Below are 23,107 nucleotides of genomic sequence, written 5' to 3' on the forward strand. Positions count from 1 at the left end.
AAAAACCTTACTTTTTAAAAGTAAGGTTTTTTACACATGAATTCTATTAAACCGATTTTAATAAAGCGTAAAAATTCGTATCATATGGGACATCATCTTGATACATATAATTTTTTAGAACGCCTTCTTTTTCAAAGCCTAATTTTAATAGTACTTTATTGGAAGCTTCATTTTCAAGAAATACAATTGCTCCAATCCGCTTTAAATGAATCGTATGGAAACCGTATGATATAACCTCAGAAACAGCTTCAGTCGCATATCCTTTTCCCCAGTGTTCAGGCAAAAAGGCATAACTTATATTGGCTCGTTTATGCTCAGAAGACCAATCGTGAAAACCAATGGTACCAATGAGTTCTTTCGTGTCTTTTAATTCGATTCCCCATTTTATACCGCTTCTTGCATTGTAACTCAACTTAAAATTATGAATGATTTGCTTCACTTGATCAATATCTTGTAACGGTTTTTGGCCATAATAGCGCAGTACATTAGTATTAGAAAAGCATTGTAGTATACGCGGTGCATCTTCTTCGGTAAGTTCTCTTAAAATGAGTCTTTCAGTTTTTAATAAAGGAAACATATTTTCGCTCCTTTTCACATGAAAATAGAATGTATTTGTTATTATATAATTTAATCTGAAAATAAAGATTATTCAAGGCGTAAGGAAGTTATTGGCTGGAAATAGATTATAAAATTTATTTTAAAAAGACTTTATAGGATTAATACAAATAATGAAAAAAGGGTATTCCAAATTAAAATTGGAATACCCTTTTTCATTATCCTACAAATGTTTGATACAGTAAGAAGATATTTAAAATGATAACGAGTGCTGCAATTATCCAAGCGATAAATGTTGTTATACGGTGGTTAACGAGTGCACCCATAATCTTTTTGTTACTTGTAAAAATAATAAGTGGTACTAGCGCAAATGCAATACCGAATGATAAGACGACTTGGCTCATGACTAGAGCGTAAGTTGGATTTACACCTAAAGCGATAATAACTAATGGTGGAATCATTGTAATAAATCGGCGTAAGTATAACGGAATATGCATGCGAATGAAACCTTGCATAATAATATCACCCGACATTGTACCGACAGAAGAGCTAGATAGTCCTGCTGATAAAAGTCCAATCCCAAATAATGCAGCCGATACAGGACCTACTAAATTGGTAAATTGAGTGTAAGCAACATCTAAATCTTCAACGTGCAAGCCGTTTTTAAAGAATAGTGCAGCAGCAACAATTAACATACTTGCATTAATTGCTCCAGCAATAACCATTGCAATAATAATATCGATAAATTCGAAACGAAAAATCTTTTTCTTTTGTTCGTCAGTTGTTCCGACCACGCGGCGTTGTGTTAATGCAGAATGCAAGTATATTGCATGTGGCATAACTGTTGCACCTAAAATCCCTGCTGCAAGTAATATACTGTCTACACCTTGGAATTTTGGAATAAATAGTCCTGAAAGAAGGGGACTTAATTCTGGTTTTGCATAAAAAACTTGAATCCCAAAAGCAATTACTACAATGAAAATCATTCCTGTAATAATAGCTTCTAGTGGACGAAATCCTCTACGTTGAAACTCAAGAATAATAAATGATCCGGCTGCAGTAATTAAAGCGGCAGGTAGCATCGGGATTCCAAATAGTAAGTAAAGCCCCAAAGCAGCTCCAATAAATTCCGCTAAATCTGTAGCCATAATAACTAGTTCACCTTGTATCCATAAGCCGATAGACACAGGCTTTGGAAAGTTTTCACGAGCTATTTCGGGTAAATTGTTTCCTGTAGCAATTCCTAATTTAGCTGATAAAGTTTGGATTAATACAGCCATTAAGTTAGAAGCGAGTATAACCCATAATAGTAAATATCCATATTGTGAACCAGCTGCGATATTTGTAGCAAAGTTGCCAGGATCAATATAAGCAACGGACGCGATAAAAGCGGGTCCTAAAAATGGTAACAGTCTTTTCCAGCCTTTTGTTTCTCCACTTAAAGCTAAGTGAGCTGATTGTACAGTTGTACTTTCAGAAGGGAGATGTTCATCTTTTGTTATATCTTTATTCATAGTAGTTTTCCCCTTTAAAATGTTAACTTGATGAAATTATTGTATTTATTCTTACTCATTATTTCAATACATTTAAATATGTTATATGGTAATTTCATTTGAACACGAAAGTTTCCTTAATGCAAATTATATGCCTTTATACAATGGATGGTGTGATAACGTAAAATGAATTGGGAGTTTATGGTGTGATGACATGGGGAAACATAGTGAATTAAAGGGCTGTTTTTGAAATTTATGTGAACATAAAGCCGATAATACAGCATATTAATTGATGGAATTGCATTTGTATGATATATAATATATTGGGATTACAACATAACCATAGTGTTTTGGTGTGTAATCTTGTTTTTTATTTTTGTTAACTGATAGAAAATAGTATAAAGAAAAGAAAATGGGATTCATTTTCTTATTATATATGTTTTGATATGAACGTTAACTTATACATGATTTTAAAAATTAGATAGGTGGTAGAAATACATTGGCAACTACAAAACCATACAGAGTATTACTATATTACATGTACACAACAATTGAAAACCCAGAAGAATTCGCGGCAGAGCATTTAGCATTTTGTAATTCACTTGAATTAAAAGGAAGAATTCTTGTAGCAAAAGAAGGTATTAACGGAACTTGTTCTGGAACTGTAGAACAAACAGAGAAATACATGGAAGCAATGAACAATGATCCACGTTTTGATGGCATCGTATTTAAAATAGATGAAGCTGATGGTCATGCATTCAAGAAAATGCACGTGCGTCCTCGTCCAGAGTTAGTTACACTTCGTCTAGAAGATGACATTAACCCACACGAAATAACTGGGAAGTATTTAGAGCCAAAAGATTTTTATGAAGCAATGAAACAAGAAGATACAGTTATCATTGATGCACGAAATGATTATGAATTTGATTTAGGCCACTTCAAAGGTGCGATTAAACCTGATATCGAATCCTTCCGTGAATTACCAGATTGGATTCGTGAAAACAAAGAAGTACTTGAAGGTAAAAAGATTTTAACTTATTGTACAGGCGGAATTCGTTGTGAGAAGTTTTCTGGTTGGTTAGTTCGTGAAGGCTATGAAGATGTAAGTCAGCTTCACGGCGGAATTGTAACGTACGGAAAAGACCCAGAAGTACAAGGTGAGCTTTGGGATGGACAATGTTACGTGTTCGATGAGCGTATCGCTGTACCAGTAAACCAAAAAGAACATGTTATCGTTGGTAAAGACCACTTTACAGGTGAACCTTGTGAGCGCTATGTAAACTGTTCAAATCCAGAATGTAATAAGAAAATTTTATGTTCTGAAGAAAACGAAGCGAAATATTTACGTGCATGTTCTCATGAATGTCGTGTAAGTCCACGTAACCGCTACGTAATACAACATGAATTAACGGAAGAGCAAGTAGCTGTTGCATTAGAGCAAATCGAAGCAGGGAAGTAAACTGAATTCTTATAGTAAAAGGGGTACTCCAAGTTTAATTTTGGAGCACCCTTTTTTTATTATACGGTTCTGTCATTTGTCGGTTTTTGTCGGTAAGTCGATATATAAAAAAATCGCTGATATATTTCGAGTTGCGCCGATATAATCGGAAAATCGCTGATAAAAATTTCACTTACTGCAGCGCACCAAGAATTTGAAAATAACTTTCTTTAATTTTTATCTTCTTTCTCTTTAACGGCAGAAAGTACAGTTTGTTTTACCCAAGCTTTTCTTCGTTTATGCTGTAAACCCCATTGGTATAAACTTTGGGCTCCTAAAATAAGTGAAATGACAATGCCGCTAATCGCAATTAATAGAGCGAAAAATTCAAGAGGTGACGATATTTTGTTTGAATCGGTGTTTCTTAAAAGGTCAATCATAGTAAACCCTAACATTTGGCCCACTACAGAGTAGAGCGTTAAAATTAATAATAAGAGGCTATCTTTTTTAGAGGCGACATTTTCTTGATATTTAAACAAACTATCAAGATTTTGTTTCGCGTTCGAGTATAGAACCTCAATATTAAAAAGTTTTCTTAAGCGGAAGAAAATATCTTCACTTTGTGATTGGGATACTAATTCTAAAGAAAAATAATTAGCAGTGAACGAATTGATCGAATAAATTAATTTCTCTATTTCATTAGTATCTTGTTCAATGTTTAGCTCAGCATAGGCGTTTGCCATTTTTAATAAAACAATTTTATGGAATAGGTTTAATAATAAAGCGTAATAAAATTCCCCGTACATTTGACTAGCAAGTTTAGCGATTTCGCGTTCTCCTTCATTTGTTACACATGTAAAAATATGTTCTTCCATTATGAAATAACGATTTGGAGCCCATCTCTGGTAAGCGTGTTTTTTTAAATAGTCATGAATGTAAGGAAGGTTATTTGCACTCACATATGGCTTACCATCACTTGTTAATCCGGAAAGACTAGAAGTACGATAAACATCCACTTCATTAAGTTCCATACCTTCTTTTAGTGACAATAAAGTTTGGACGTACATTCTTTGGTCTTCGAAGAAAGGGAAGGTTTGAAAGTATGAACTTCTTAATCTCTTCTTTTCAAAGAAATCAGTTACGCCATGAAATAAATAACCAAAAATGAATTTTTCAACTTGGGAATACTTTTTTCCGTTACATTCAATACAAATAGTCTCATTTGTATCATTTTTAGTTTCAAGTACACGGAAGCGAGCAGCGAATTCGATTGCTTCAGATAAAGTCATGCTTGGAGCAGTGTTTACTTCTGTTCGAATTGTTAAGAAGCCAAGTTCATAAGGACAAAGTGTTACATCAATAGAGTGTATCTTGAATGGGATTGAAATAAGGTTTGTTGTTAAATGTCCAGTTAAGTTAAGGTCCTTTGAATAACGTTGCAAGCCCTTTTGATGCTCTGAGTGAGGAAAGAGAATTTTATTTGTAAATGAAAGATAGTATGCTTCCATATTTTGATGTGAAACTTTAAACTCCCCATAATATGTATTTTCATCATAGAGATGATCGAGCCGAAAAGGACGGAAATCGTTTTTTTGTAAGAAAGGGAACATATTTTGTTCATATCCAGCTTTAAACGAAAACGGGAATATAAATTGAAATATAGCTGTTGCTACATCTTTTTCCTCAATTGCTTGTATTGCCTCCATCTACATTGTTTCCTTTCCATATATGCTATAGAAACAACATGCCCAAATTTATTTGAAAATAACCACTGTTTTATACTCGATTGAGAGTGAAAATTCAGCTTATTTAGCAGAGGACATGTATAATGTTATGTATACTAAAAGTTATAAAATTGTATTTTGAAAAGGGGGATGCTGTATGCGGATTTTAGTATTAGGCGCTGGTGGAGTCGGAGGATTTTTTGGTGGCAGATTAGTCGAAAAGGGAGAAGATGTTACATTTCTTGTTCGTAGTAAACGGAAAAAACAATTAGAGGAAAGAGGACTTGTAATCCGAAGTGTTAACGGGGATTTCTCTTTCCAACCGAATTTAATAACGAAAGAAGAGAGAACTTCTCCATTTGATGTCATTTTATTTTCAACAAAAGCGTATCACTTAAACGAGGCAATTCAAGATTTGAAGCCGTTTGTTGGCGAAAATACTGTAATCATTCCATTGTTAAATGGTATCGCTCATTTATCGCTATTACAAAAAGAATTCGGCGAAGAAAAAGTACTTGGCGGTTTATGCTTTATCGAGACGACGTTAAACGATCAAGGAGAAATTGTACAAACTAGCGCTGCCAACAGACTTGTGTTTGGAGAAATTAAGTCTCAAAATTCAGAGAGAGTAAAGCATATTTCTAAAGCATTTGCAGGTACGAAATCTAGTTTTGTTTTAAGTGAAAATATTACGCAAGATATGTGGCATAAATATTTATTTATTACTGTAATGTCCGGTGTGACAACGTTAATGCGTGCACCAATTGGACCAATTCGTGAAAGTGAAGGCGGCCGTGATTTTATCCGTAATGTATTTGAGGAATCTGTACAAATTATGAAAGTATTAGGAGCTCCAATAAAGGTTAATATTGCCCAGGAACATATGAAAACAATTGATAAAATTTCGTATGATATGAAGTCATCGATGCAACGTGATATGGAGAAGGGTTCGTTTATTGAAGGGAAGCACTTGCAAGGATATTTACTGGATGTAGCAGAGCAGTTTTCTATAGCGGCACCATTATTAGGCACTATATATCAAAATTTAAAGGTGTATGAAGAGATGACCTTTAACAGATCTGTAATAGAATTAGATGTATGAAAAAATAAAAAAGATAGCAATATATAAGTGTATTGCTATCTTTTTTATTTTTTTGTATGACAAATTATTTATTTCTTTTCGTTCTATCTGTCAAATTTATTTCCTGTTCACGTTTACCATATAACTGATTAATTTCATTTGCTACTGCATCTAAATATGAATCGGAAAAAATAGGCTTCTTTTCTTTAGACATATGGGTCTCCTTTGCGGATTTTTTAGTATTCATTATGTATATTTCTCAGTGGATTATGCACAATCATTTTAATTTTTTTCTTATTAAAAATTTTTGTTTACTTTTTGAAAATAAAGGAGTATTATAATCCACAGTTTCAATTTTCTAAATCGCTGAAACCGCATGGTACGGGGGACCCGTTTTTACGGATTAGTACATAATCCGATGGGGTGAATCCTTAAAAAAGGTAGGGCTACTCATAGGCCCGAATCCGACAGCTAACCTCGTAAGCGTTATATTGAGAAGGAAGGTGGAGCTTGTGCGACAAAAAAAATAATGTCTACAAGTCTATTTCGCTATGGCTTGTAGACATTTTTTGTTTTCTGAGTAAATAGTTTACTGGCTGCAACAAGCAGAAAAGTTCGTACAAAATTATTGGAGAGTGGACAGCATTGGTTTCATCTATTAAAAGATTTTTAATTGGAAGACCGTTAAAATCAACGGAGCTTGGAGAACAAAAGCTTAATAAAACGAAAGCTTTAGCTATTTTATCTTCTGACGCATTGTCATCAGTTGCTTACGGTCCAGAGCAAATTTTAATTGCTTTAGCAGGTGTTGGAGCGATCGCTTATTGGTATTCCATTCCGATCGCTGTTGGGGTATTAGTATTATTGACAGCCCTTATTTTATCTTATCGTCAAATTATTTTTGCTTATCCGCATGGCGGGGGAGCGTATGTTGTATCAAAAGAAAATTTAGGGATGAATCCAGGCTTAATTGCTGGAGGATCTTTATTAGTTGACTATATTTTAACTGTTGCGGTAAGTGTGTCCGCTGGTACAGATGCAATTACGTCTGCGTTTCCTAGCTTACATGCACACAACGTAATTATTGCGGTTATATTTGTTATATTAATTACGATATTAAATTTAAGGGGAGTAACTGAATCAGCTTCCGTTTTAGCATATCCTGTTTATTTATTCGTTTTAGCACTATTTATATTAATTGGTGTGGGCATATATAATATTTTAACTGGCCATGTTTCACCCACTTTACATGCGCCAATTGGTACACCAGTTGCAGGGATTAGTTTATTTTTATTACTAAGAGCATTTGCATCAGGTAGTTCTGCTTTAACAGGTGTTGAAGCAATTTCAAATGCAATTCCGAACTTTAAAGATCCTGCGCCAAACAATGCTGCAAAAACATTGCTTGCAATGGGTGCATTACTTGCTGTGTTATTTTCAGGAATTGTATTTTTAGCTTATTATTACGGAGTGACTCCGAGTAAAGAAGTAACAGTTGTTTCTCAAATTGCTGAACAAACATTTGGACGTAATTTCATGTACTATTTCATACAAGGTACAACAGCTTTAATATTAATTCTTGCTGCTAATACAGGTTATTCTGCATTTCCTTTATTAGCGGTTAACCTTGCAAAAGATAAATTCATACCGAGAATGTTTACGATTAGAGGAGACCGCCTAGGTTACTCAAACGGTATTATTATACTTGGAGTTGCTTCGATTATTTTAATTGTAGCTTTCCAAGGGCAAACAGAACATTTAATTCCACTATATGCAGTAGGTGTATTTATTCCATTTACACTTTCTCAAACAGGGATGGTATTAAAATGGCTTCGCGAAAAGCCTGAAGGATGGGCTTTAAGATTAACGGTTAATTTAATTGGTGCAGTTATTAGTTTTATCGTAATGAGCATGTTCTTTTTAACTAAATTTGCACAAGTTTGGTCGATTCTTATTTTCTTACCAGTTATTATCTTCTTATTCCATCGAATTAAGAAGCATTATGATGCAGTGGGTGATCAATTAAGTTTAAAAACTTGCGAGCCTCTTATTCCAATTGAGGGGAATGTAATTGTCGTTCCTGTAGCAGGTATGACGCATGTAGTAGAAAATTCATTGAACTATGCGAAATCGCTTTCGGCAGATCAAGTTATCGCAGTATATGTTGCTTTTGACAGAGAAGAGGAAAAGAAATTTGAGGAGAAATGGAAGAAGTGGCAACCTGAAGTAAGGCTTGTTACATTACATTCTCATTATAGAAGTATTATTCAGCCGCTAACGAAGTTTATCGATACAGTGCAATATAAGGCAAGTGAATCGAATTACCGTGTTACGGTCGTTATACCACAGTTCATTCCGAAAAAAGGTTGGCATAACATTCTTCATAATCAATCCAGTTTACTTATACGTGCGTATTTACTTTATAAAAGAAATGTTGTTATTACGACAGTTCCATATCATTTGAAAAAATAAGAAAATTTTTTAAGGATAGCTTCGCGAAAATGAAGCTATCCTTTTTGTGTATATGCTATGCATAATTGCATATGGGGTTAAAAATTATACTAATATAACTTCATTGGTTATTTGAAAGTAGTGTTTTCTGTTGTGATATGTAGATATTTCAATCGATAAAGTGAATCGGATTATATTTTGAAATAAGGACATGAAAGCTTGAAAATAAAGGGAATGAAAATACTTCTTTACGATATATAAACAGCTGTGTTTAAATGACCTTACAGTACAAAACTTATATGAAAACAAAATGAAATTTCATATTTACGTATGTTGTTTAGTTTAAAATGAATAATATTTTTATGTAATATATTCACTGTGTGAATGTGGGGATTTCGATGAAATAGAAAATTTATACAATATTATTCATACTAAACACATATGAAAAATAATGAAATGTTTTGTGACGATAAGTAAGTACTGTAGCAATACGAGAGAGGTGGTTCATACATAGATCACGTTGAGAACGTTCTCTATTTTAACCATCTCAAATTATGGGCAAGAAAATAGAATAATAAAATGCGATAGTAATAGTTGCTAATACATAGGAGGAGTTAAAGTGAAAAAGACTTTAATTACAGGGTTATTGGTTACAGCGGTATCTACGAGTTGCTTCATTCCTGTAAGCGCTTACGCTAAGGAGGGGCAAACGGAAGTGAAAACAGTATATGCGCAAAATGTAATTGCTCCAAATACATTATCCAATTCAATTAGAATGTTAGGATCACAATCACCGCTTATTCAAGCATACGGATTAATTATTTTGCAACAGCCAGACATTAAGGTAAATGCGATGAGTAGCTTAACGAATCATCAAAAGTTTGCAAAGGCGAATGTACGAGAGTGGATTGATGAATATAATCCGAAGCTAATTGACTTAAATCAAGAGATGATGAGATACAGCACTAGATTCAATAGTTATTATAGTAAGCTCTATGAACTAGCAGGAAATGTAAATGAAGATCAGCAAGCAAAAACAGATTTTATGAGTGCATATGGAAAATTACAATTGCAAGTACAGAGCATCCAAGAGAGTATGGAGCAAGATTTATTAGAGTTAAATCGATTTAAAACAGTATTAGACAAAGATAGTAACAACTTATCAATTAAAGCCGATGAAGCAATAAAAACACTGCAAGGATCAAGTGGAGATATTGTGAAATTAAGAGAAGATATTAAAAGAATTCAAGGGGAAATTCAAGCTGAACTAACTACTATTTTGAATAGACCTCAAGAAATCATTAAAGGTTCTATTAATATCGGTAAACAAGTATTTACAATCACAAATCAAACTGCACAAACGAAAACAATCGATTTTGTTTCTATCGGTACTTTAAGTAATGAAATTGTAAATGCTGCAGATAGTCAAACGAGAGAAGCAGCTTTTCGCATTCAGCAAAAGCAAAAAGAGTTATTGCCACTTATTCAAAAGTTATCACAAACTGAAGCAGAGGCGACTCAAATTACATTCGTTGAAGATCAAGTAAATAGCTTTACAGAATTAATTGATCGTCAAATTACAACTTTAGAAACGTTATTAACGGATTGGAAAGTTTTAAATAATAATATGATTCAAATTCAAACAAATGTTGAAGAAGGCACGTATACAGACAGTAGTTTACTTCAAAAACATTTTAATCAAATTAAAAAAGTAAGTGATGAAATGAATAAGCAAACAAATCAATTTGAAGATTACGTTACAAACGTTGAAGTACATTAAATAGAAAAATAATTAGCGATATAGGGAGAGAAGAAAAATGACAAAAAAACCATATAAAGTAATGGCTCTATCAGCACTTATGGCAGTATTTGCAGCAGGAAATATTATGCCGGCTCATACGTATGCAGCTGAAAGTACAGTGAAACAAGCTCCAGTTCATGCGGTAGCAAAAGCTTATAATGACTATGAAGAATATTCATTAGGACCAGAAGGCTTGAAAGATGCAATGGAAAGAACAGGTTCAAATGCTTTAGTAATGGATCTGTATGCTTTAACAATTATTAAACAAGGTAATGTTAACTTTGGAAATGTATCGACTGTTGATGCAGCTTTAAAAGGAAAAGTGATCCAGCACCAAGATACAGCTAGAGGAAATGCGAAGCAATGGTTAGATGTATTAAAGCCACAGCTTATTTCAACGAATCAAAACATCATTAACTACAATACAAAATTCCAAAACTATTATGATACTTTAGTTGCTGCGGTAGATGCAAAAGATAAAGCGACTCTTACGAAAGGCCTAACTAGATTATCAAGTAGTATTAATGAAAATAAAGCGCAAGTGGATCAGTTAGTAGAAGACTTGAAAAAATTCCGAAATAAAATGACGTCGGATACGCAAAACTTCAAGGGTGATGCAAATCAAATTACATCTATATTAGCTAGTCAAGATGCAGGGATTCCACTTCTGCAAAATCAAATTACAACGTACAATGAAGCAATTAGTAAATATAATGCAATTATTATCGGTTCATCTGTTGCGACAGCTCTAGGACCAATTGCAATTATTGGTGGTGCAGTAGTTATTGCTACGGGCGCAGGAACACCGCTAGGAGTCGCATTAATTGCAGGTGGTGCAGCAGCTGTAGGCGGTGGTACAGCTGGTATCGTATTAGCGAAGAAAGAACTTGACAATGCACAAGCTGAAATTCAAAAAATAACTGGACAAATTACAACTGCTCAATTAGAAGTAGCTGGGTTAACGAACATTAAAACACAAACTGAGTATTTAACAAATACGATTGATACTGCAATTACAGCGTTGCAAAACATTTCAAACCAATGGTATACAATGGGATCAAAATACAATTCTTTACTTCAAAATGTGGATTCAATTAGTCCAAACGATCTTGTTTTCATTAAAGAAGATTTAAACATTGCGAAAGATAGCTGGAAAAACATTAAAGACTATGCAGAAAAGATTTATGCTGAAGATATTAAAGTAGTAGATACGAAAAAAGCATAATCGAATACGAATCGTTAGGGCGTTAAGTGTTGATGAATGATTTGAAGCTCCTGTTCAGTTGTGAGCAGGAGCTTTTGATATCCTTATAAAGAGAATAGGTGAAAAATATGCAGAAAAGATTTTATAAAAAATGTCTTTTAGCGGTAATGATTGCTGGGGTGGCAACGAGTAACGCATTTCCTTTACATCCTTTTGCAGCAGAACAAAATGTAACGGTGCTACAAGAAAATGTGAAAAACTATTCTCTTGGACCAGCAGGATTCCAAGATGTAATGGCACAAACGACATCAAGCATATTTGCAATGGATTCATATGCAAAATTAATTCAAAATCAACAAGAGACGGATTTAAGTAAAATAAGTTCGATTAATAGTGAATTTAAAGGGAATATGATTCAGCATCAAAGAGATGCAAAAATTAATGCAGCATATTGGTTAAATAATATGAAGCCTCAAATTATGAAAACAGATCAAAATATTATAAATTACAATAATACTTTTCAATCGTATTATAATGACATGTTAATAGCGATTGATCAAAAGGATAGTGGAAAATTAAAAGCGGATTTAGAAAAGTTGTATGCGGATATTGTAAAGAATCAAAATGAGGTAGATGGATTATTAGGAAATTTGAAAGCTTTTCGCGATAGAATGGCGAAAGATACAAATAGTTTCAAAGAGGATACAAATCAGTTAACAGCGATATTGGCAAGTACGAATGCTGGTATTCCAGCTCTAGAGCAACAAATAAATACATATAACGATTCGATTAAAAAGAGTAATGATATGGTCATTGCTGGTGGCGTACTTTGCGTAGCTCTAATAACATGTCTTGCTGGCGGGCCGATGATTGCGGTTGCGAAAAAAGATATCGCAAATGCAGAAAGAGAAATCGCCAATTTAAAAGATAGAATTTCAGGAGCACAAGCAGAAGTCGTAATTTTGACTGATGTAAAAAATAAAACAACAAACATGACAGAAACAATTGATGCAGCAATTACAGCACTACAAAACATATCAAATCAATGGTATACAGTAGGTGCAAAGTATAATAATTTATTACAAAACGTAAAAGGAATTAGTCCGGAAGAGTTTACGTTTATAAAAGAAGATTTACATACAGCGAAAGATAGCTGGAAAGATGTAAAGGATTATACAGAAAAATTACATGAAGGTGTGGCAAAGTAAACAGTGGACTAGTTCTGCTGTTTATTTTTTATCCTGTTTTTTGTGAGAGTTGAGCTTGCAATTATATATAAGTTTGTCATGTGTTTTATCAATGTGGCTATTGGGTAATAGTTAATCAAATTGATACGAATAACCTAAATAAATTTCTGATCAAGTCTTTTATATGTAATGTTTTAATGAAAAAAGCTATACTGTAAGCAAAACTAAAAATTGGAGAGGAAATACTACAACATGGAAAATTATTTGTTATTTATCCTTACAGCAATGTTAATCATAATGATGCCTGGTCCTGGTTTTGCGCTAGTTACAAAAAATACTATCTCGCATGGTAAAAATGGCGGGATAAAGACTGTTTTAGGAACGATATCTGGAATGATGATTCATACAATAATGGCTACGTTAGGACTTTCTGCTATCTTAATGAAATTTGCTATGTTATTTACATTTATAAAATATGCTGGGGCTGTTTATTTAATTTATTTAGCTGTAAAGTCAATTAAAAGTGCCTTACATAAAAAAGAAGATATGTCAGGTTCAGCAGAAATGGACTCTAAGGATATTGGGGCAATTAAAAGCTTTAGACAAGGATTTACTACGGCAATTTTAAATCCAAAAACCGCTGTATTTTTCCTTAGTTTTTTACCCCAATTTATTGTGAGTAATCAAAATCATTTCTTCCAATTTCTTTTGTTAGGACTCACATTTACGACTTTGACAGCAATATGGTATTTACTTTACATCTCACTCATACGTCAATTAAGAACTTTTTTAAGAAAAGAAAGAGTGAACCGTACAATAGAGGGTATTACAGGCGCCGTATTATTAGTATTTGGAGTTAGATTGTTTTTCCAAAAATAAATATGTAGATAAAACGAGAAATAAAAAAGTTGATTATTTCTCGTTTTATTCTTTAAAATCTGCAACAGAATCAGGATTTCCCCTCAAAGTATAAATTCCAAGAGGAACCGTTTTTTTATTTACTTATATACGCACAGCTGTACCACTGACAGCAACCATTAACATTCCATCACGAACAACTTCGTAATCTACGTCAATACCAACGATAGCGTTCGCACCTTTTTCTTTTGCAAGTTCTTTCATTTCGCCCATTGCAATATCACGAGCGTCTTTTAGTTTACTTTCATAAGCACCAACACGGCCACCTACAACATCACGAACGGAAGCGAATACATCGCGGACAATATTTGCACCCATAATAGCTTCACCATTTACAATATCAATATACTCAATAATCTCTTTACCTTGAATTCCAGAAGTTGTTGTTACAATCATGACTGACACTCTCCTAATATTTTATAATTTTTGATTAGCTTTCTTATGTCATAGAAAAAGTAGTTCTGGTGCCAAAAATGCTTGATAGAAACATAGAATATTTTTGGCATCAGAAACAAGTCTAGTTTCTTACAGAATGAAAGCAAGGCAATTGTTTAACATATGTATCGCTATAACATATGCAATGGATCTTTTAGAAATAAGATAAGCCGCAGTAAGTATCAACGATCCAGGTAAATAAATAGCAATATCCGAAAGTTGGTTCGTATGAAGAAGTGTAAAAATCATAATCGAAATGATAGATGCAATAGCAGTACCAATATGGTAAGAAAAACGATTTATTAATATGTGGCGAAACACAATTTCTTCAAGTATTGGACCCAGAATACCAAATACAAGCAATGTAAATACAAGAGGTACCTCTGCACCCGTTTCAAGGAGCTGCTCTTGGTTCTCTGGTTGACCAGTTGCTAGAAAATGCATAACACACTGTTCCACAATTAACGTAAATAAAACTACCATAGGAATACTTACTATTTTCAAAATTGTCTTCTCTTTAAAATAAGTAAAACTTTCAATAATTTCTTTCCTAAAGTAAATGATTCCTACAATAGCAGGTACAGTAAAACCGATGGCACTAAGAACAAATTCTGATTCAACTAAATTGACATTAGCTAAAAGTGATATGCCAAATAGTATGTACAAGCCAATTTGAAATGGTACAAACAGTGTAAAGATTATTAGCATAATGATTTCTTTTTTATTCATTTTTATAAAGTTCACTGTATTGCCCCCATAATTAAATTACCTATAATTTTTGATTTTTCTTTCTGCATAACGCTCTCCTTCTAAATATATTTATATAAGATTCTAAACCGGACGGTTCGGTCTGAATCGAAATCTAATGATACTACAAGTTTCTAGTTTTTTAAACCCTTTTTATAAAGTATTAACAAAATCAAAATGGAAAAAAGCAAATATATTTATATTTCAGTTGCTTTGTTACAATTTAATTCCAGTAATCATTAATGGTTAATCTTTTATAGAATGAAGTGAAAGTGGGAGTAGTTCAAACACTTTAGCTAAACATATTGATAAAAATTATATATAATAATCATATGTCTATACATTAAAATTAACTATATATTTTTACACCTCTACGATTTTAGATAAAATTAGTTGTATAATATGACTGAATTAAACAATTGGTCATGTTGTTTTGACGGAAAATTCACTTAATTCATGTAGGTAATACAATTTGATTAACTTCTTTTCAAACTGTATTCTTTGAGGTTTCCATAAGATAGGGATTGATAAGATATTTCTGTTCCAAACTTATTTATACTTACAAAAAAATTAAGAAAATAGAGGGTAAACATTACCTAGAATATTAGGATCGTTTTCATTAGGAGGATTACAAAGCATGACTAAAGTTGATAAGGTTAAAGAAAAAATTATTGAAACATCTTTATATTTATTTAATACTAATGGGATAACTCGCACATCCATTCAGGATATAATGACAGCTACTGAACTACCTAAAGGATCTATTTATCGTAGATTCAAAAGTAAAGAAGAAATTGTCCTTGCTGCCTACGACAAAAGTGGTGAGATTATGTGGAGTCATTTTCATAAAGCAATGGAAAATAAAAAAACAGCAATTGATAAAATCCTTGCAATTTTCCTTGTATATCAAGATGCAGCTAATAATCCTCCTATTGCTGGAGGCTGTCCATTACTTAATAGTGCCATTGAAAGTACTGGAGTATTTCCAGAATTACAAAAAGCAGCAGCAAAAGGTTATGATGATACAGTAATGTTAATGGCTTCTCTCATAAAAGAAGGAATAGAGAAACAAGAATTTAAAGAAGATATAGAGGTTATATCACTCGCTTCCTTTCTTGCCTCTGCAATGGAGGGGGCTATTATGGCAAGTCGAGTATCTAACGATAATATACACCATCATTATTTTATTGAACAAATAAAACATCATCTTTTCACTTATTCTAAATAAGTGAGAACTTGCATTGTTTCCATCCAATTTTTATAAAATTAAATTGAGTAAATACCCCTTATAAATAGTAACTTCTGTTTATAAGGGGTATTTGAATAGACTTTAGCAAAGGGAGCTTTTTACACGTTGTTTGGATTATTTCACTAATACGAACTTTAGTTGAAGAGCAAGCCATAATGAAAAAGCTGTTTTAATATACTAATTATGTATCATATGTTAAAAAACTTATGTTATTTTGTTTTTCTAAGTTTATAGCTAAGAAGAATATAAGAATTAGAGGAGGGGGAAAATTGAAATTTTTTACGATATTTGCATCAAGGAATGATACAAGTGATATAGAAGGTTTCATTACTCAAGTTTTTCAAAATGGGTTTAAGGTTGAACGCAATAAAAATGAATATACGATTCAATCGAAAAGACTATTTGGCAAAAATAAAATTATTATTCGAGTGGATTCTGAAGAATCATCTCCTGATTATTTTTTCAATAATATTCCTGGAATGATGCACATGTACGATCAAATCGAATTTCAAGAAGAACATCTTAAGAAGATGGTTTTGGCACAGATTTCTGTAATTAATACCATAATCGCTATAGAGACGAAGAAGGATTATAGTGATGAATACGTGGAGCTGTTTCTTAAATTACTTAATGAGGTGAACGGTATTGGTTTTATTCCTGATCGAACTCTCATCGGGAAGGATGGAAAAGTAATTGTATTTCCGGATGGATCCTCTGGTCCTTCAGAATTTACTCCTCAAGCATGTACGAACAAAATAAGGGGACAGAATAGTACTTCTACCGATGGGGAGAAAAGAAAACAGAAATCGATAAGCTATCTGCAAGATAAAGGGATTCTATATATAGAAGGATTGCCTCAATTGCCTCCTTTGACAAGTATTCAATTAAGAAGCCGAGAAGAGATTACGAAGAGAGCAGTAGCTTTGTTAATTGTCATACAATATGCTTGTGATGTTGCCCAAGAAGGAGATTTGAAAACTTCCAAAGAGTTCGTCATGGAGCTGCTGAATCAATTTGATGTGGTTGAATCATTAACGATGCAGGAAAGGAATTTTCTAAATTCAGAGGAACCTGATGAGAAAGAAGCGATACAGATTGCATGGCAGTATGAAGCCCAATGGGTTTTGCTTTGGTCAATAGGCCTCGTGAATACACTGAAATTCCCAAGAGAAATCTGTGACTGTCATTATGCAATTAAACTTGTTTCTGATTGTAGTTCTTTTAATGAATTTTATCAAAAAACAAAATTGCGAAATGCAGAAGAAATTTTGGACGAGGCCGACCTTATTTATCGGCTTCATTGGGCTTGTGTACATGATAGAATTAATGCGAGAGAAGCAACTGCAGGTATGCATGAAAGTATTGTTATTGAAAGACGAAGAGGCTTGTTTTGGCTAATCAATTATAAAAATGAAGATTGGGATTGTATCTCCATGGATACATGATCCATATTCTTTGTCTGTAGAGCATTTGTATTCTAGATAATCGAATTATTGCTTCATTAGTTTAATCCCTTATAGAAAAACGGGCGAAAATGCCATAGATAGGAGAAAAAATAGTCTTTGATATCCTAAGCCTCATATACAACTTGAACGGCTTTGTTATCGTTACTACAGAAAAAATGTGAATTAAATGTTAATTGATTTACATGTTTCAAGCGTATCTATATTGAGTTTGTAAATCTACACAATAAGTTTTCATTATATATTAAGTGTAGTAGAAGTTCAGATAGATAAAATTCGGTAGTCGAATTTTTTTGCATAAAGCTGTATAATGCTTGTAACGAAAGGGAAATACAGGAAGGGATTTGTAATGAGTTACTATGGAAAAAGATAAACAACAATTAAGCGTTGAAGTTGCAAGATTATATTATCAATCAGATTATAGTCAGCAAGAAATTGCTAACAAATTAAATATTTCAAGACCAACAATTTCTAGATTGTTAAAGTACGCGAAAGAAAAAGGGTTTGTTCAAATTAGCATCGCTGATCCATTTGCGGATTTAGATAACGTCGGGAATTTATTGAAAGAAAAGTATAACTTATTAGAGGCACATGTTGTATTTTCTCCAGTTCCGGAATATGCAACGATTACAGAGTATATTAGCAAATATGCAGCTGAGTATATGGAAAAGACGGTTAAAAACGGTGATATTGTTGGTGTAAGCTGGGGAATGACGATGTATGAAATCGCTAGAAAAATCGTACCGCAACATGTAAAAGGGGTAGAGGTTGTTCAGTTAAAAGGTGGTATTAGTCATTCGAGTGTAAATACATATGCGAATGAAACAATCGCTTTATTTGCAGATGCTTTTCAAACGACGCCAAGAAATCTACCCCTTCCAGTTATATTTGATAATGCAGTGACGAAAGAATTAGTAGAGCAGGATCGACATATTCATCACATTATCGAAATGGGGAAACAAGCGAATATTGCAATTTTCACTGTAGGAACAGTTCGAGACGAAGCGCTATTATTCCGATTAGGTTATTTCGATAAGGATGAAACGAGTTTACTCAAAAAACAATCGGTCGGTGACATTTGTTCACGATTCTTTGATGGGGACGGAAATATTAGTAGTGAAGAAATTAATAAGCGGACCATTGGAATTGAGTTAGAAGAACTGAAATTAAAGAAACGTTCTATTTTAGTTGCAGGTGGTAATAGAAAAATCAAAGCAATTGATGGTGCGTTACGTGGCGGGTATGCAAATGTATTAATTATCGATCAGCATACAGCAAAAGAATTGTTACATTATCAAAAAGATTAGAAATAAAAGGCGTTCTCAAGATGTTAATTTTGAGAACGCCTTTTATTTTGTTATGTATGAATGATAGGAGTTTTTTTGAACACAAATTGCCTTTTTAAAAATAATTATGGATATGGAGATACATACTACCATTGTTAACATAAAAATTTTGATTATATATTTGAAATGTTCTTTGTTAGAATGCGCTTTATTTACTACAAGAAAATTCCTTTTAAAAAAGAATGAACAAAATTTCAAAAGTGTATTTACATTTGTTCAACTAAGAGTTAGAATGAAGTTGTTAAAAGATATGAGGAGTGAAGATAATGAACATTGCAAAGTTAATTGACCATACAATTTTAAAAGCTAATACTACTAAAGAAGATGTTATGAAAGTAATCGAAGAAGCAAAGGAATATAAATTCGCTTCTGTTTGTATTAACCCAACATGGGTAAAATTAGCGGCTGATGAACTAGCTGGACATGATGTAGACGTTTGTACTGTAATCGGTTTCCCATTAGGAGCAAGCACGACTGAAACAAAAGCATTTGAAACAAAAGATGCTATTGCAAAAGGTGCAACTGAAGTTGATATGGTAATCAACGTAGGCGCTTTAAAAGATGGTGACAACGAACTTGTTGAAAAAGACATTTATGAAGTAGTACAAGCAGCAAAAGGAAAAGCTCTTGTAAAAGTAATCATTGAAACTTGCCTATTAACAGATGAAGAGAAAGTACGCGCTTGTGAATTATCAGTAAAAGCTGGTGCTGACTTCGTAAAAACTTCAACTGGATTCTCAACTGGCGGAGCAACTGCTGAAGATATCGCATTAATGCGTAAAACAGTAGGACCAAACGTTGGTGTAAAAGCATCTGGCGGTGTTCGTACACGTGAAGATGCAGACAAAATGGTAGCTGCTGGAGCTTCTCGCGTTGGAGCAAGTGCTAGTGTTGCAATCGTATTAAATGATGCAAAAGGTGCTACAGATAACTACTAATCATTAATGAAGTGAAGAGCAATAGATACACAAAGTAAAGTGTATCTATTGCTTTAATAATTGAAAAAAATGTAAGCGGATACGAATGGGAGGAGACGGCTTATGAAATACTTAATTGGTATTTTTGGCCTCGTATTGATTTTAGGTATCGCTTGGCTTGCTAGTAATAATAGAAAGAAAGTCAAATATCGCCCAATCATAACGATGGTTATATTACAATTTATTTTGGGGTTTTTATTATTAAATACAAGTGTAGGGAATATATTAATTAGCGGAATAGCAGATGGTTTTGGAGAGTTATTAAAATATGCCGCTGATGGTGTGAATTTCGTATTTGGTGGATTAGTAAATCAAAAAGAGTTTTCGTTCTTTTTAAGTGTATTAATGCCAATCGTATTTATATCAGCTTTAATAGGTATTTTGCAACACATTAAAGTATTACCTATTATTGTGAAATCTATCGGTCTAGCATTAAGTAAAGTAAATGGAATGGGGAAACTAGAATCATATAATGCAGTTGCTTCTGCGATTTTAGGACAATCTGAAGTGTTTATTTCAGTTAAGAAACAATTAGGGTTATTGCCAGAGAAAAGAATGTATACATTATGTGCATCTGCAATGTCTACCGTTTCAATGTCTATCGTCGGATCATATATGGTGTTATTAAAACCGCAATATGTTGTAACCGCTTTAGTGCTTAACTTATTCGGTGGCTTCATCATTGCTTCTATCATTAACCCGTATGAAGTTACTGAGGAAGAAGATATGTTAGAAGTACAAGAAGAAGAGAAAAAGACTTTCTTTGAAGTATTAGGGGAATACATTATTGATGGATTTAAAGTTGCGATTACAGTAGCAGCTATGTTAGTCGGTTTCGTTGCTCTTATCGCATTCATTAATGCAGTATTTAAAGGTGTAATCGGTATTTCATTCCAAGAAATTCTTGGTTATGTATTTGCACCATTTGCATTTATTATGGGTGTACCTTGGCATGAAGCAGTTAATGCCGGAAATATTATGGCAACAAAATTAGTATCGAATGAATTTGTCGCTATGACAGATTTAGCACAAGGAAACTTTAATTTCTCAGATAGAACGACAGCGATTATATCTGTATTCTTAGTTTCATTTGCAAACTTCTCTTCAATTGGGATTATTGCAGGGGCGGTTAAGAGCTTAAATGAAAAGCAAGGGAATGTAGTCGCAAGATTTGGTTTGAAATTACTATTCGGTGCAACATTAGTAAGTTTCTTATCAGCAACAATCGTTGGCTTATTATTTTAATAGATTCGTATCATATAAAAAGGAATGGTGATTGTAATGAGAATGGTAGATATTATTGCAAAAAAACGTGACGGCAAAGAATTAACGACTGAAGAAATCAAATTCTTTATTAATGGATATACAGACGGAAGTATTCCTGATTATCAAGTGAGTGCGCTTGCAATGGCAATCTTCTTTAAAGATATGACAGATCGCGAACGTGCAGATTTAACGATGGCGATGGTTGAGTCTGGTGAAACGATCGACTTGTCAGCAATTGAAGGAATTAAAGTAGATAAACATTCAACTGGCGGTGTTGGTGATACGACAACATTAGTATTAGGACCATTAGTAGCTGCTTTAGATGTACCAGTAGCAAAAATGTCTGGTCGTGGTTTAGGACATACAGGCGGAACAATTGATAAATTAGAAGCGGTAGAAGGATTCCACGTTGAAATTACGAAAGAGCAGTTCATTGATATTGTAAACCGTGACAAAGTAGCTGTTATTGGACAAACAGGAAACTTAACACCTGCAGATAAAAAGATTTATGCATTACGCGATGTAACAGGAACGGTTAACTCAATTCCTCTCATTGCAAGTTCAATTATGAGTAAAAAAATTGCAGCAGGTGCTGACGCAATCGTACTTGATGTAAAAACAGGTGCTGGTGCATTTATGAAAACAGAAGAAGATGCAAAAGAATTAGCACATGCAATGGTACGTATCGGAAATAATGTAGGACGTCAAACTATGGCTGTTATTTCAGACATGTCACAACCGCTTGGTTTTGCGATTGGTAACGCTCTAGAAGTAAAAGAAGCGATTGATACGTTAAAAGGTGAAGGTCCAGAAGATTTAACAGAATTAGTACTTGTATTAGGTAGCCAAATGGTCGTACTTGCGAAAAAAGCAAATACGTTAGAAGAAGCTCGTGAAATGCTAATTGAAGTGATGAAAAACGGAAAAGCAACTGAGAAGTTTAAAGAGTTCTTAAGCAATCAAGGCGGAGATAGCTCAATTGTAGACAATCCAGAAAAAATGCCACAGGCGAAGTATGTAATTGATGTACCTGCAAAAACTTCAGGTGTTATTTCTAACATTGTTGCAGATGAGATTGGTATTGCAGCTATGTTACTTGGTGCAGGTCGTGCAACGAAGGAAGATGAAATCGATTTAGCAGTAGGATTAATGTTACGTAAAAAAGTTGGCGATGCAGTAAAAGAAGGCGAGCCATTCGTAACAATCTACGCAAATCGTGAAAATGTAGAAGATGTAAAAGCAAAAATTTATGAGAACATCTCTATCGCTGAAACAGCAGTGGCTCCTAAATTAGTTCATACAGTTATTACTGACTAATCATCATTTCGTTTACTTTGAGGGGGAAATAATATGGGTAAGAAAAAATATATTGAAGAAGCAAACAAGATGTTATCGAAAGCGTATATTCCGTATTCTAAATTTCCTGTTGGCGCAGCGTTAGTTACGAAAGAAGGGAAAATCTATACTGGTTGTAATATAGAAAATGCTTCTTACGGTTTATGTAACTGTGCAGAAAGAACAGCAATATTTAAAGCAGTATCAGAAGGTGAGCGCGATTTTAGTTACTTAGTTATTACAGGAGAAACTGATGGACCGATTTCACCATGTGGTGCGTGTAGACAAGTAATTGCTGAATTCTGTGATCCGAAAATGCCTGTATTATTAACGAATGTAAAAGGTGATGAAAAAGAAGTGACTGTTGAGCAGTTACTGCCAGGTGCTTTCTCAATAGAAGATTTAAAATAAATTGAAAAGCCATTCTACAATTATTA

The 23,107-nt window shown here is 33.5% G+C and carries 20 protein-coding genes and 1 riboswitch; of the genes, 14 read left to right on the plus strand and 6 right to left on the minus strand.

Annotated features, from left to right (window positions below; genetic code table 11):
• Window positions 1-46: 46 nt before the first annotated feature.
• The gene (locus BHV55_RS09400; RefSeq protein WP_000484219.1) at window positions 47-577 is read right to left on the minus strand and encodes a GNAT family N-acetyltransferase; all 531 of its coding nucleotides are present in this window, start codon (window positions 575-577) and stop codon (window positions 47-49) included.
• A gap of 196 nt (window positions 578-773) precedes the next feature.
• Window positions 774-2,069: an Nramp family divalent metal transporter gene (locus BHV55_RS09405; RefSeq protein ID WP_070757084.1), complete on the minus strand. Its 1,296-nt coding sequence runs from the start codon at window positions 2,067-2,069 to the stop codon at window positions 774-776.
• Between the two features lie 478 nt (window positions 2,070-2,547).
• On the opposite strand from BHV55_RS09405, the gene trhO reads away from it, so the two are divergent.
• A complete protein-coding gene (trhO, locus tag BHV55_RS09410) occupies window positions 2,548-3,507 on the plus strand; it encodes an oxygen-dependent tRNA uridine(34) hydroxylase TrhO (RefSeq protein ID WP_070757083.1) in 960 nt (319 codons plus the stop codon).
• 209 nt (window positions 3,508-3,716) lie between these two features.
• On the opposite strand, the gene BHV55_RS09415 is transcribed toward trhO, so the two are convergent.
• A complete protein-coding gene (locus BHV55_RS09415; RefSeq protein ID WP_000387423.1) occupies window positions 3,717-5,192 on the minus strand; it encodes a hypothetical protein in 1,476 nt (491 codons plus the stop codon).
• A 175-nt stretch (window positions 5,193-5,367) separates the two neighbouring features.
• Here BHV55_RS09415 and panE point away from each other — a divergent pair, with 175 nt between their 5' ends.
• Window positions 5,368-6,312, plus strand: a complete 945-nt coding sequence (panE, locus tag BHV55_RS09420; protein ID WP_001221910.1) for a 2-dehydropantoate 2-reductase — start codon at window positions 5,368-5,370, stop codon at window positions 6,310-6,312.
• 64 nt (window positions 6,313-6,376) lie between these two features.
• Here the strand turns inward: panE and BHV55_RS27660 are convergent, their stop codons facing one another.
• Window positions 6,377-6,505 carry a hypothetical protein gene (locus BHV55_RS27660; protein WP_000031873.1) on the minus strand — a complete coding sequence of 43 codons (129 nt, stop codon included), beginning with the start codon at window positions 6,503-6,505 and terminating at the stop codon, window positions 6,377-6,379.
• Between the two features lie 140 nt (window positions 6,506-6,645).
• Window positions 6,646-6,792, plus strand: a riboswitch (cyclic di-AMP (ydaO/yuaA leader).
• Between the two features lie 144 nt (window positions 6,793-6,936).
• On the opposite strand from BHV55_RS27660, the gene BHV55_RS09425 reads away from it, so the two are divergent.
• The 5 genes from BHV55_RS09425 to BHV55_RS09445 all read left to right on the plus strand — a co-directional run bounded on the left by BHV55_RS09425 (window position 6,937) and on the right by BHV55_RS09445 (window position 13,813).
• Window positions 6,937-8,763 (plus strand): APC family permease, encoded by a 1,827-nt coding sequence (locus tag BHV55_RS09425; RefSeq protein ID WP_000254887.1) that lies wholly within the window; start codon window positions 6,937-6,939, stop codon window positions 8,761-8,763.
• Window positions 8,764-9,361: 598 nt separating this feature from the next.
• A complete protein-coding gene (nheA, locus tag BHV55_RS09430) occupies window positions 9,362-10,522 on the plus strand; it encodes a non-hemolytic enterotoxin NHE subunit A (RefSeq protein ID WP_000751832.1) in 1,161 nt (386 codons plus the stop codon).
• 37 nt (window positions 10,523-10,559) lie between these two features.
• Window positions 10,560-11,768, plus strand: coding sequence for a non-hemolytic enterotoxin NHE subunit B (nheB, locus tag BHV55_RS09435; protein WP_000162975.1), 1,209 nt, complete (start codon window positions 10,560-10,562; stop codon window positions 11,766-11,768).
• 107 nt (window positions 11,769-11,875) lie between these two features.
• On the plus strand, window positions 11,876-12,955 hold the full coding sequence (nheC, locus tag BHV55_RS09440; protein WP_001171989.1) for a non-hemolytic enterotoxin NHE subunit C: 1,080 nt from the start codon (window positions 11,876-11,878) through the stop codon (window positions 12,953-12,955).
• 231 nt (window positions 12,956-13,186) lie between these two features.
• On the plus strand, window positions 13,187-13,813 hold the full coding sequence (locus BHV55_RS09445) for a LysE family translocator (protein ID WP_000432999.1): 627 nt from the start codon (window positions 13,187-13,189) through the stop codon (window positions 13,811-13,813).
• Window positions 13,814-13,936: 123 nt separating this feature from the next.
• Here BHV55_RS09445 and BHV55_RS09450 read toward each other — a convergent pair whose 3' ends face one another.
• Window positions 13,937-14,248: a heavy metal-binding domain-containing protein gene (locus tag BHV55_RS09450; protein ID WP_000637518.1), complete on the minus strand. Its 312-nt coding sequence runs from the start codon at window positions 14,246-14,248 to the stop codon at window positions 13,937-13,939.
• A 129-nt stretch (window positions 14,249-14,377) separates the two neighbouring features.
• A complete protein-coding gene (locus tag BHV55_RS09455) occupies window positions 14,378-15,031 on the minus strand; it encodes a CPBP family intramembrane glutamic endopeptidase (protein ID WP_001009302.1) in 654 nt (217 codons plus the stop codon).
• Between the two features lie 640 nt (window positions 15,032-15,671).
• Between BHV55_RS09455 and BHV55_RS09460 the strand changes: the two genes are divergently transcribed.
• The 7 genes from BHV55_RS09460 (at window position 15,672) to BHV55_RS09490 (ending at window position 23,081) form a co-directional block, all read left to right on the plus strand.
• Window positions 15,672-16,262, plus strand: coding sequence for a TetR/AcrR family transcriptional regulator (locus tag BHV55_RS09460; RefSeq protein WP_000169647.1), 591 nt, complete (start codon window positions 15,672-15,674; stop codon window positions 16,260-16,262).
• A 290-nt stretch (window positions 16,263-16,552) separates the two neighbouring features.
• Window positions 16,553-17,728: a DUF4272 domain-containing protein gene (locus tag BHV55_RS09465; RefSeq protein ID WP_070757082.1), complete on the plus strand. Its 1,176-nt coding sequence runs from the start codon at window positions 16,553-16,555 to the stop codon at window positions 17,726-17,728.
• Window positions 17,729-18,105: 377 nt separating this feature from the next.
• On the plus strand, window positions 18,106-19,053 hold the full coding sequence (locus tag BHV55_RS09470) for a DNA-binding transcriptional repressor DeoR (protein WP_000409782.1): 948 nt from the start codon (window positions 18,106-18,108) through the stop codon (window positions 19,051-19,053).
• A 305-nt stretch (window positions 19,054-19,358) separates the two neighbouring features.
• The gene (gene deoC, locus BHV55_RS09475; RefSeq protein WP_001017441.1) at window positions 19,359-20,030 is read left to right on the plus strand and encodes a deoxyribose-phosphate aldolase; all 672 of its coding nucleotides are present in this window, start codon (window positions 19,359-19,361) and stop codon (window positions 20,028-20,030) included.
• 102 nt (window positions 20,031-20,132) lie between these two features.
• Entirely contained in the window at window positions 20,133-21,314 is a 1,182-nt protein-coding gene (locus tag BHV55_RS09480; protein WP_000876173.1) for a NupC/NupG family nucleoside CNT transporter, read from the plus strand.
• Window positions 21,315-21,350: 36 nt separating this feature from the next.
• Window positions 21,351-22,652 (plus strand): pyrimidine-nucleoside phosphorylase, encoded by a 1,302-nt coding sequence (locus BHV55_RS09485; RefSeq protein ID WP_001983022.1) that lies wholly within the window; start codon window positions 21,351-21,353, stop codon window positions 22,650-22,652.
• A gap of 33 nt (window positions 22,653-22,685) precedes the next feature.
• Complete coding sequence (locus BHV55_RS09490) at window positions 22,686-23,081, plus strand: cytidine deaminase (RefSeq protein WP_000516778.1); 396 nt, start codon at window positions 22,686-22,688, stop codon at window positions 23,079-23,081.
• Window positions 23,082-23,107 lie beyond the last annotated feature (26 nt).

Origin of the sequence: Bacillus sp. RZ2MS9 (assembly GCF_001816185.2) — a bacterium.
Lineage (GTDB): Bacteria > Bacillota > Bacilli > Bacillales > Bacillaceae_G > Bacillus_A > Bacillus_A cereus.

Excerpts from the sequence above, each read along its gene's own strand:
- BHV55_RS09450 (WP_000637518.1), bottom strand. The coding sequence starts at position 14,248 with ATGATTGTAACAACAACTTCTGGAATTCAAGGTAAAGAGATTATTGAG.
- BHV55_RS09400 (WP_000484219.1), bottom strand. The coding sequence starts at position 577 with ATGTTTCCTTTATTAAAAACTGAAAGACTCATTTTAAGAGAACTTACC.
- BHV55_RS09470 (WP_000409782.1), top strand. The coding sequence starts at position 18,106 with ATGGAAAAAGATAAACAACAATTAAGCGTTGAAGTTGCAAGATTATAT.
- nheB (WP_000162975.1), top strand. The coding sequence starts at position 10,560 with ATGACAAAAAAACCATATAAAGTAATGGCTCTATCAGCACTTATGGCA.
- BHV55_RS09445 (WP_000432999.1), top strand. The coding sequence starts at position 13,187 with ATGGAAAATTATTTGTTATTTATCCTTACAGCAATGTTAATCATAATG.
- BHV55_RS09485 (WP_001983022.1), top strand. The coding sequence starts at position 21,351 with ATGAGAATGGTAGATATTATTGCAAAAAAACGTGACGGCAAAGAATTA.
- nheC (WP_001171989.1), top strand. The coding sequence starts at position 11,876 with ATGCAGAAAAGATTTTATAAAAAATGTCTTTTAGCGGTAATGATTGCT.
- BHV55_RS09480 (WP_000876173.1), top strand. The coding sequence starts at position 20,133 with ATGAAATACTTAATTGGTATTTTTGGCCTCGTATTGATTTTAGGTATC.
- BHV55_RS09460 (WP_000169647.1), top strand. The coding sequence starts at position 15,672 with ATGACTAAAGTTGATAAGGTTAAAGAAAAAATTATTGAAACATCTTTA.
- BHV55_RS09405 (WP_070757084.1), bottom strand. The coding sequence starts at position 2,069 with ATGAATAAAGATATAACAAAAGATGAACATCTCCCTTCTGAAAGTACA.
- BHV55_RS09415 (WP_000387423.1), bottom strand. The coding sequence starts at position 5,192 with ATGGAGGCAATACAAGCAATTGAGGAAAAAGATGTAGCAACAGCTATA.
- panE (WP_001221910.1), top strand. The coding sequence starts at position 5,368 with ATGCGGATTTTAGTATTAGGCGCTGGTGGAGTCGGAGGATTTTTTGGT.
- BHV55_RS27660 (WP_000031873.1), bottom strand. The coding sequence starts at position 6,505 with ATGTCTAAAGAAAAGAAGCCTATTTTTTCCGATTCATATTTAGATGCA.
- BHV55_RS09490 (WP_000516778.1), top strand. The coding sequence starts at position 22,686 with ATGGGTAAGAAAAAATATATTGAAGAAGCAAACAAGATGTTATCGAAA.
- deoC (WP_001017441.1), top strand. The coding sequence starts at position 19,359 with ATGAACATTGCAAAGTTAATTGACCATACAATTTTAAAAGCTAATACT.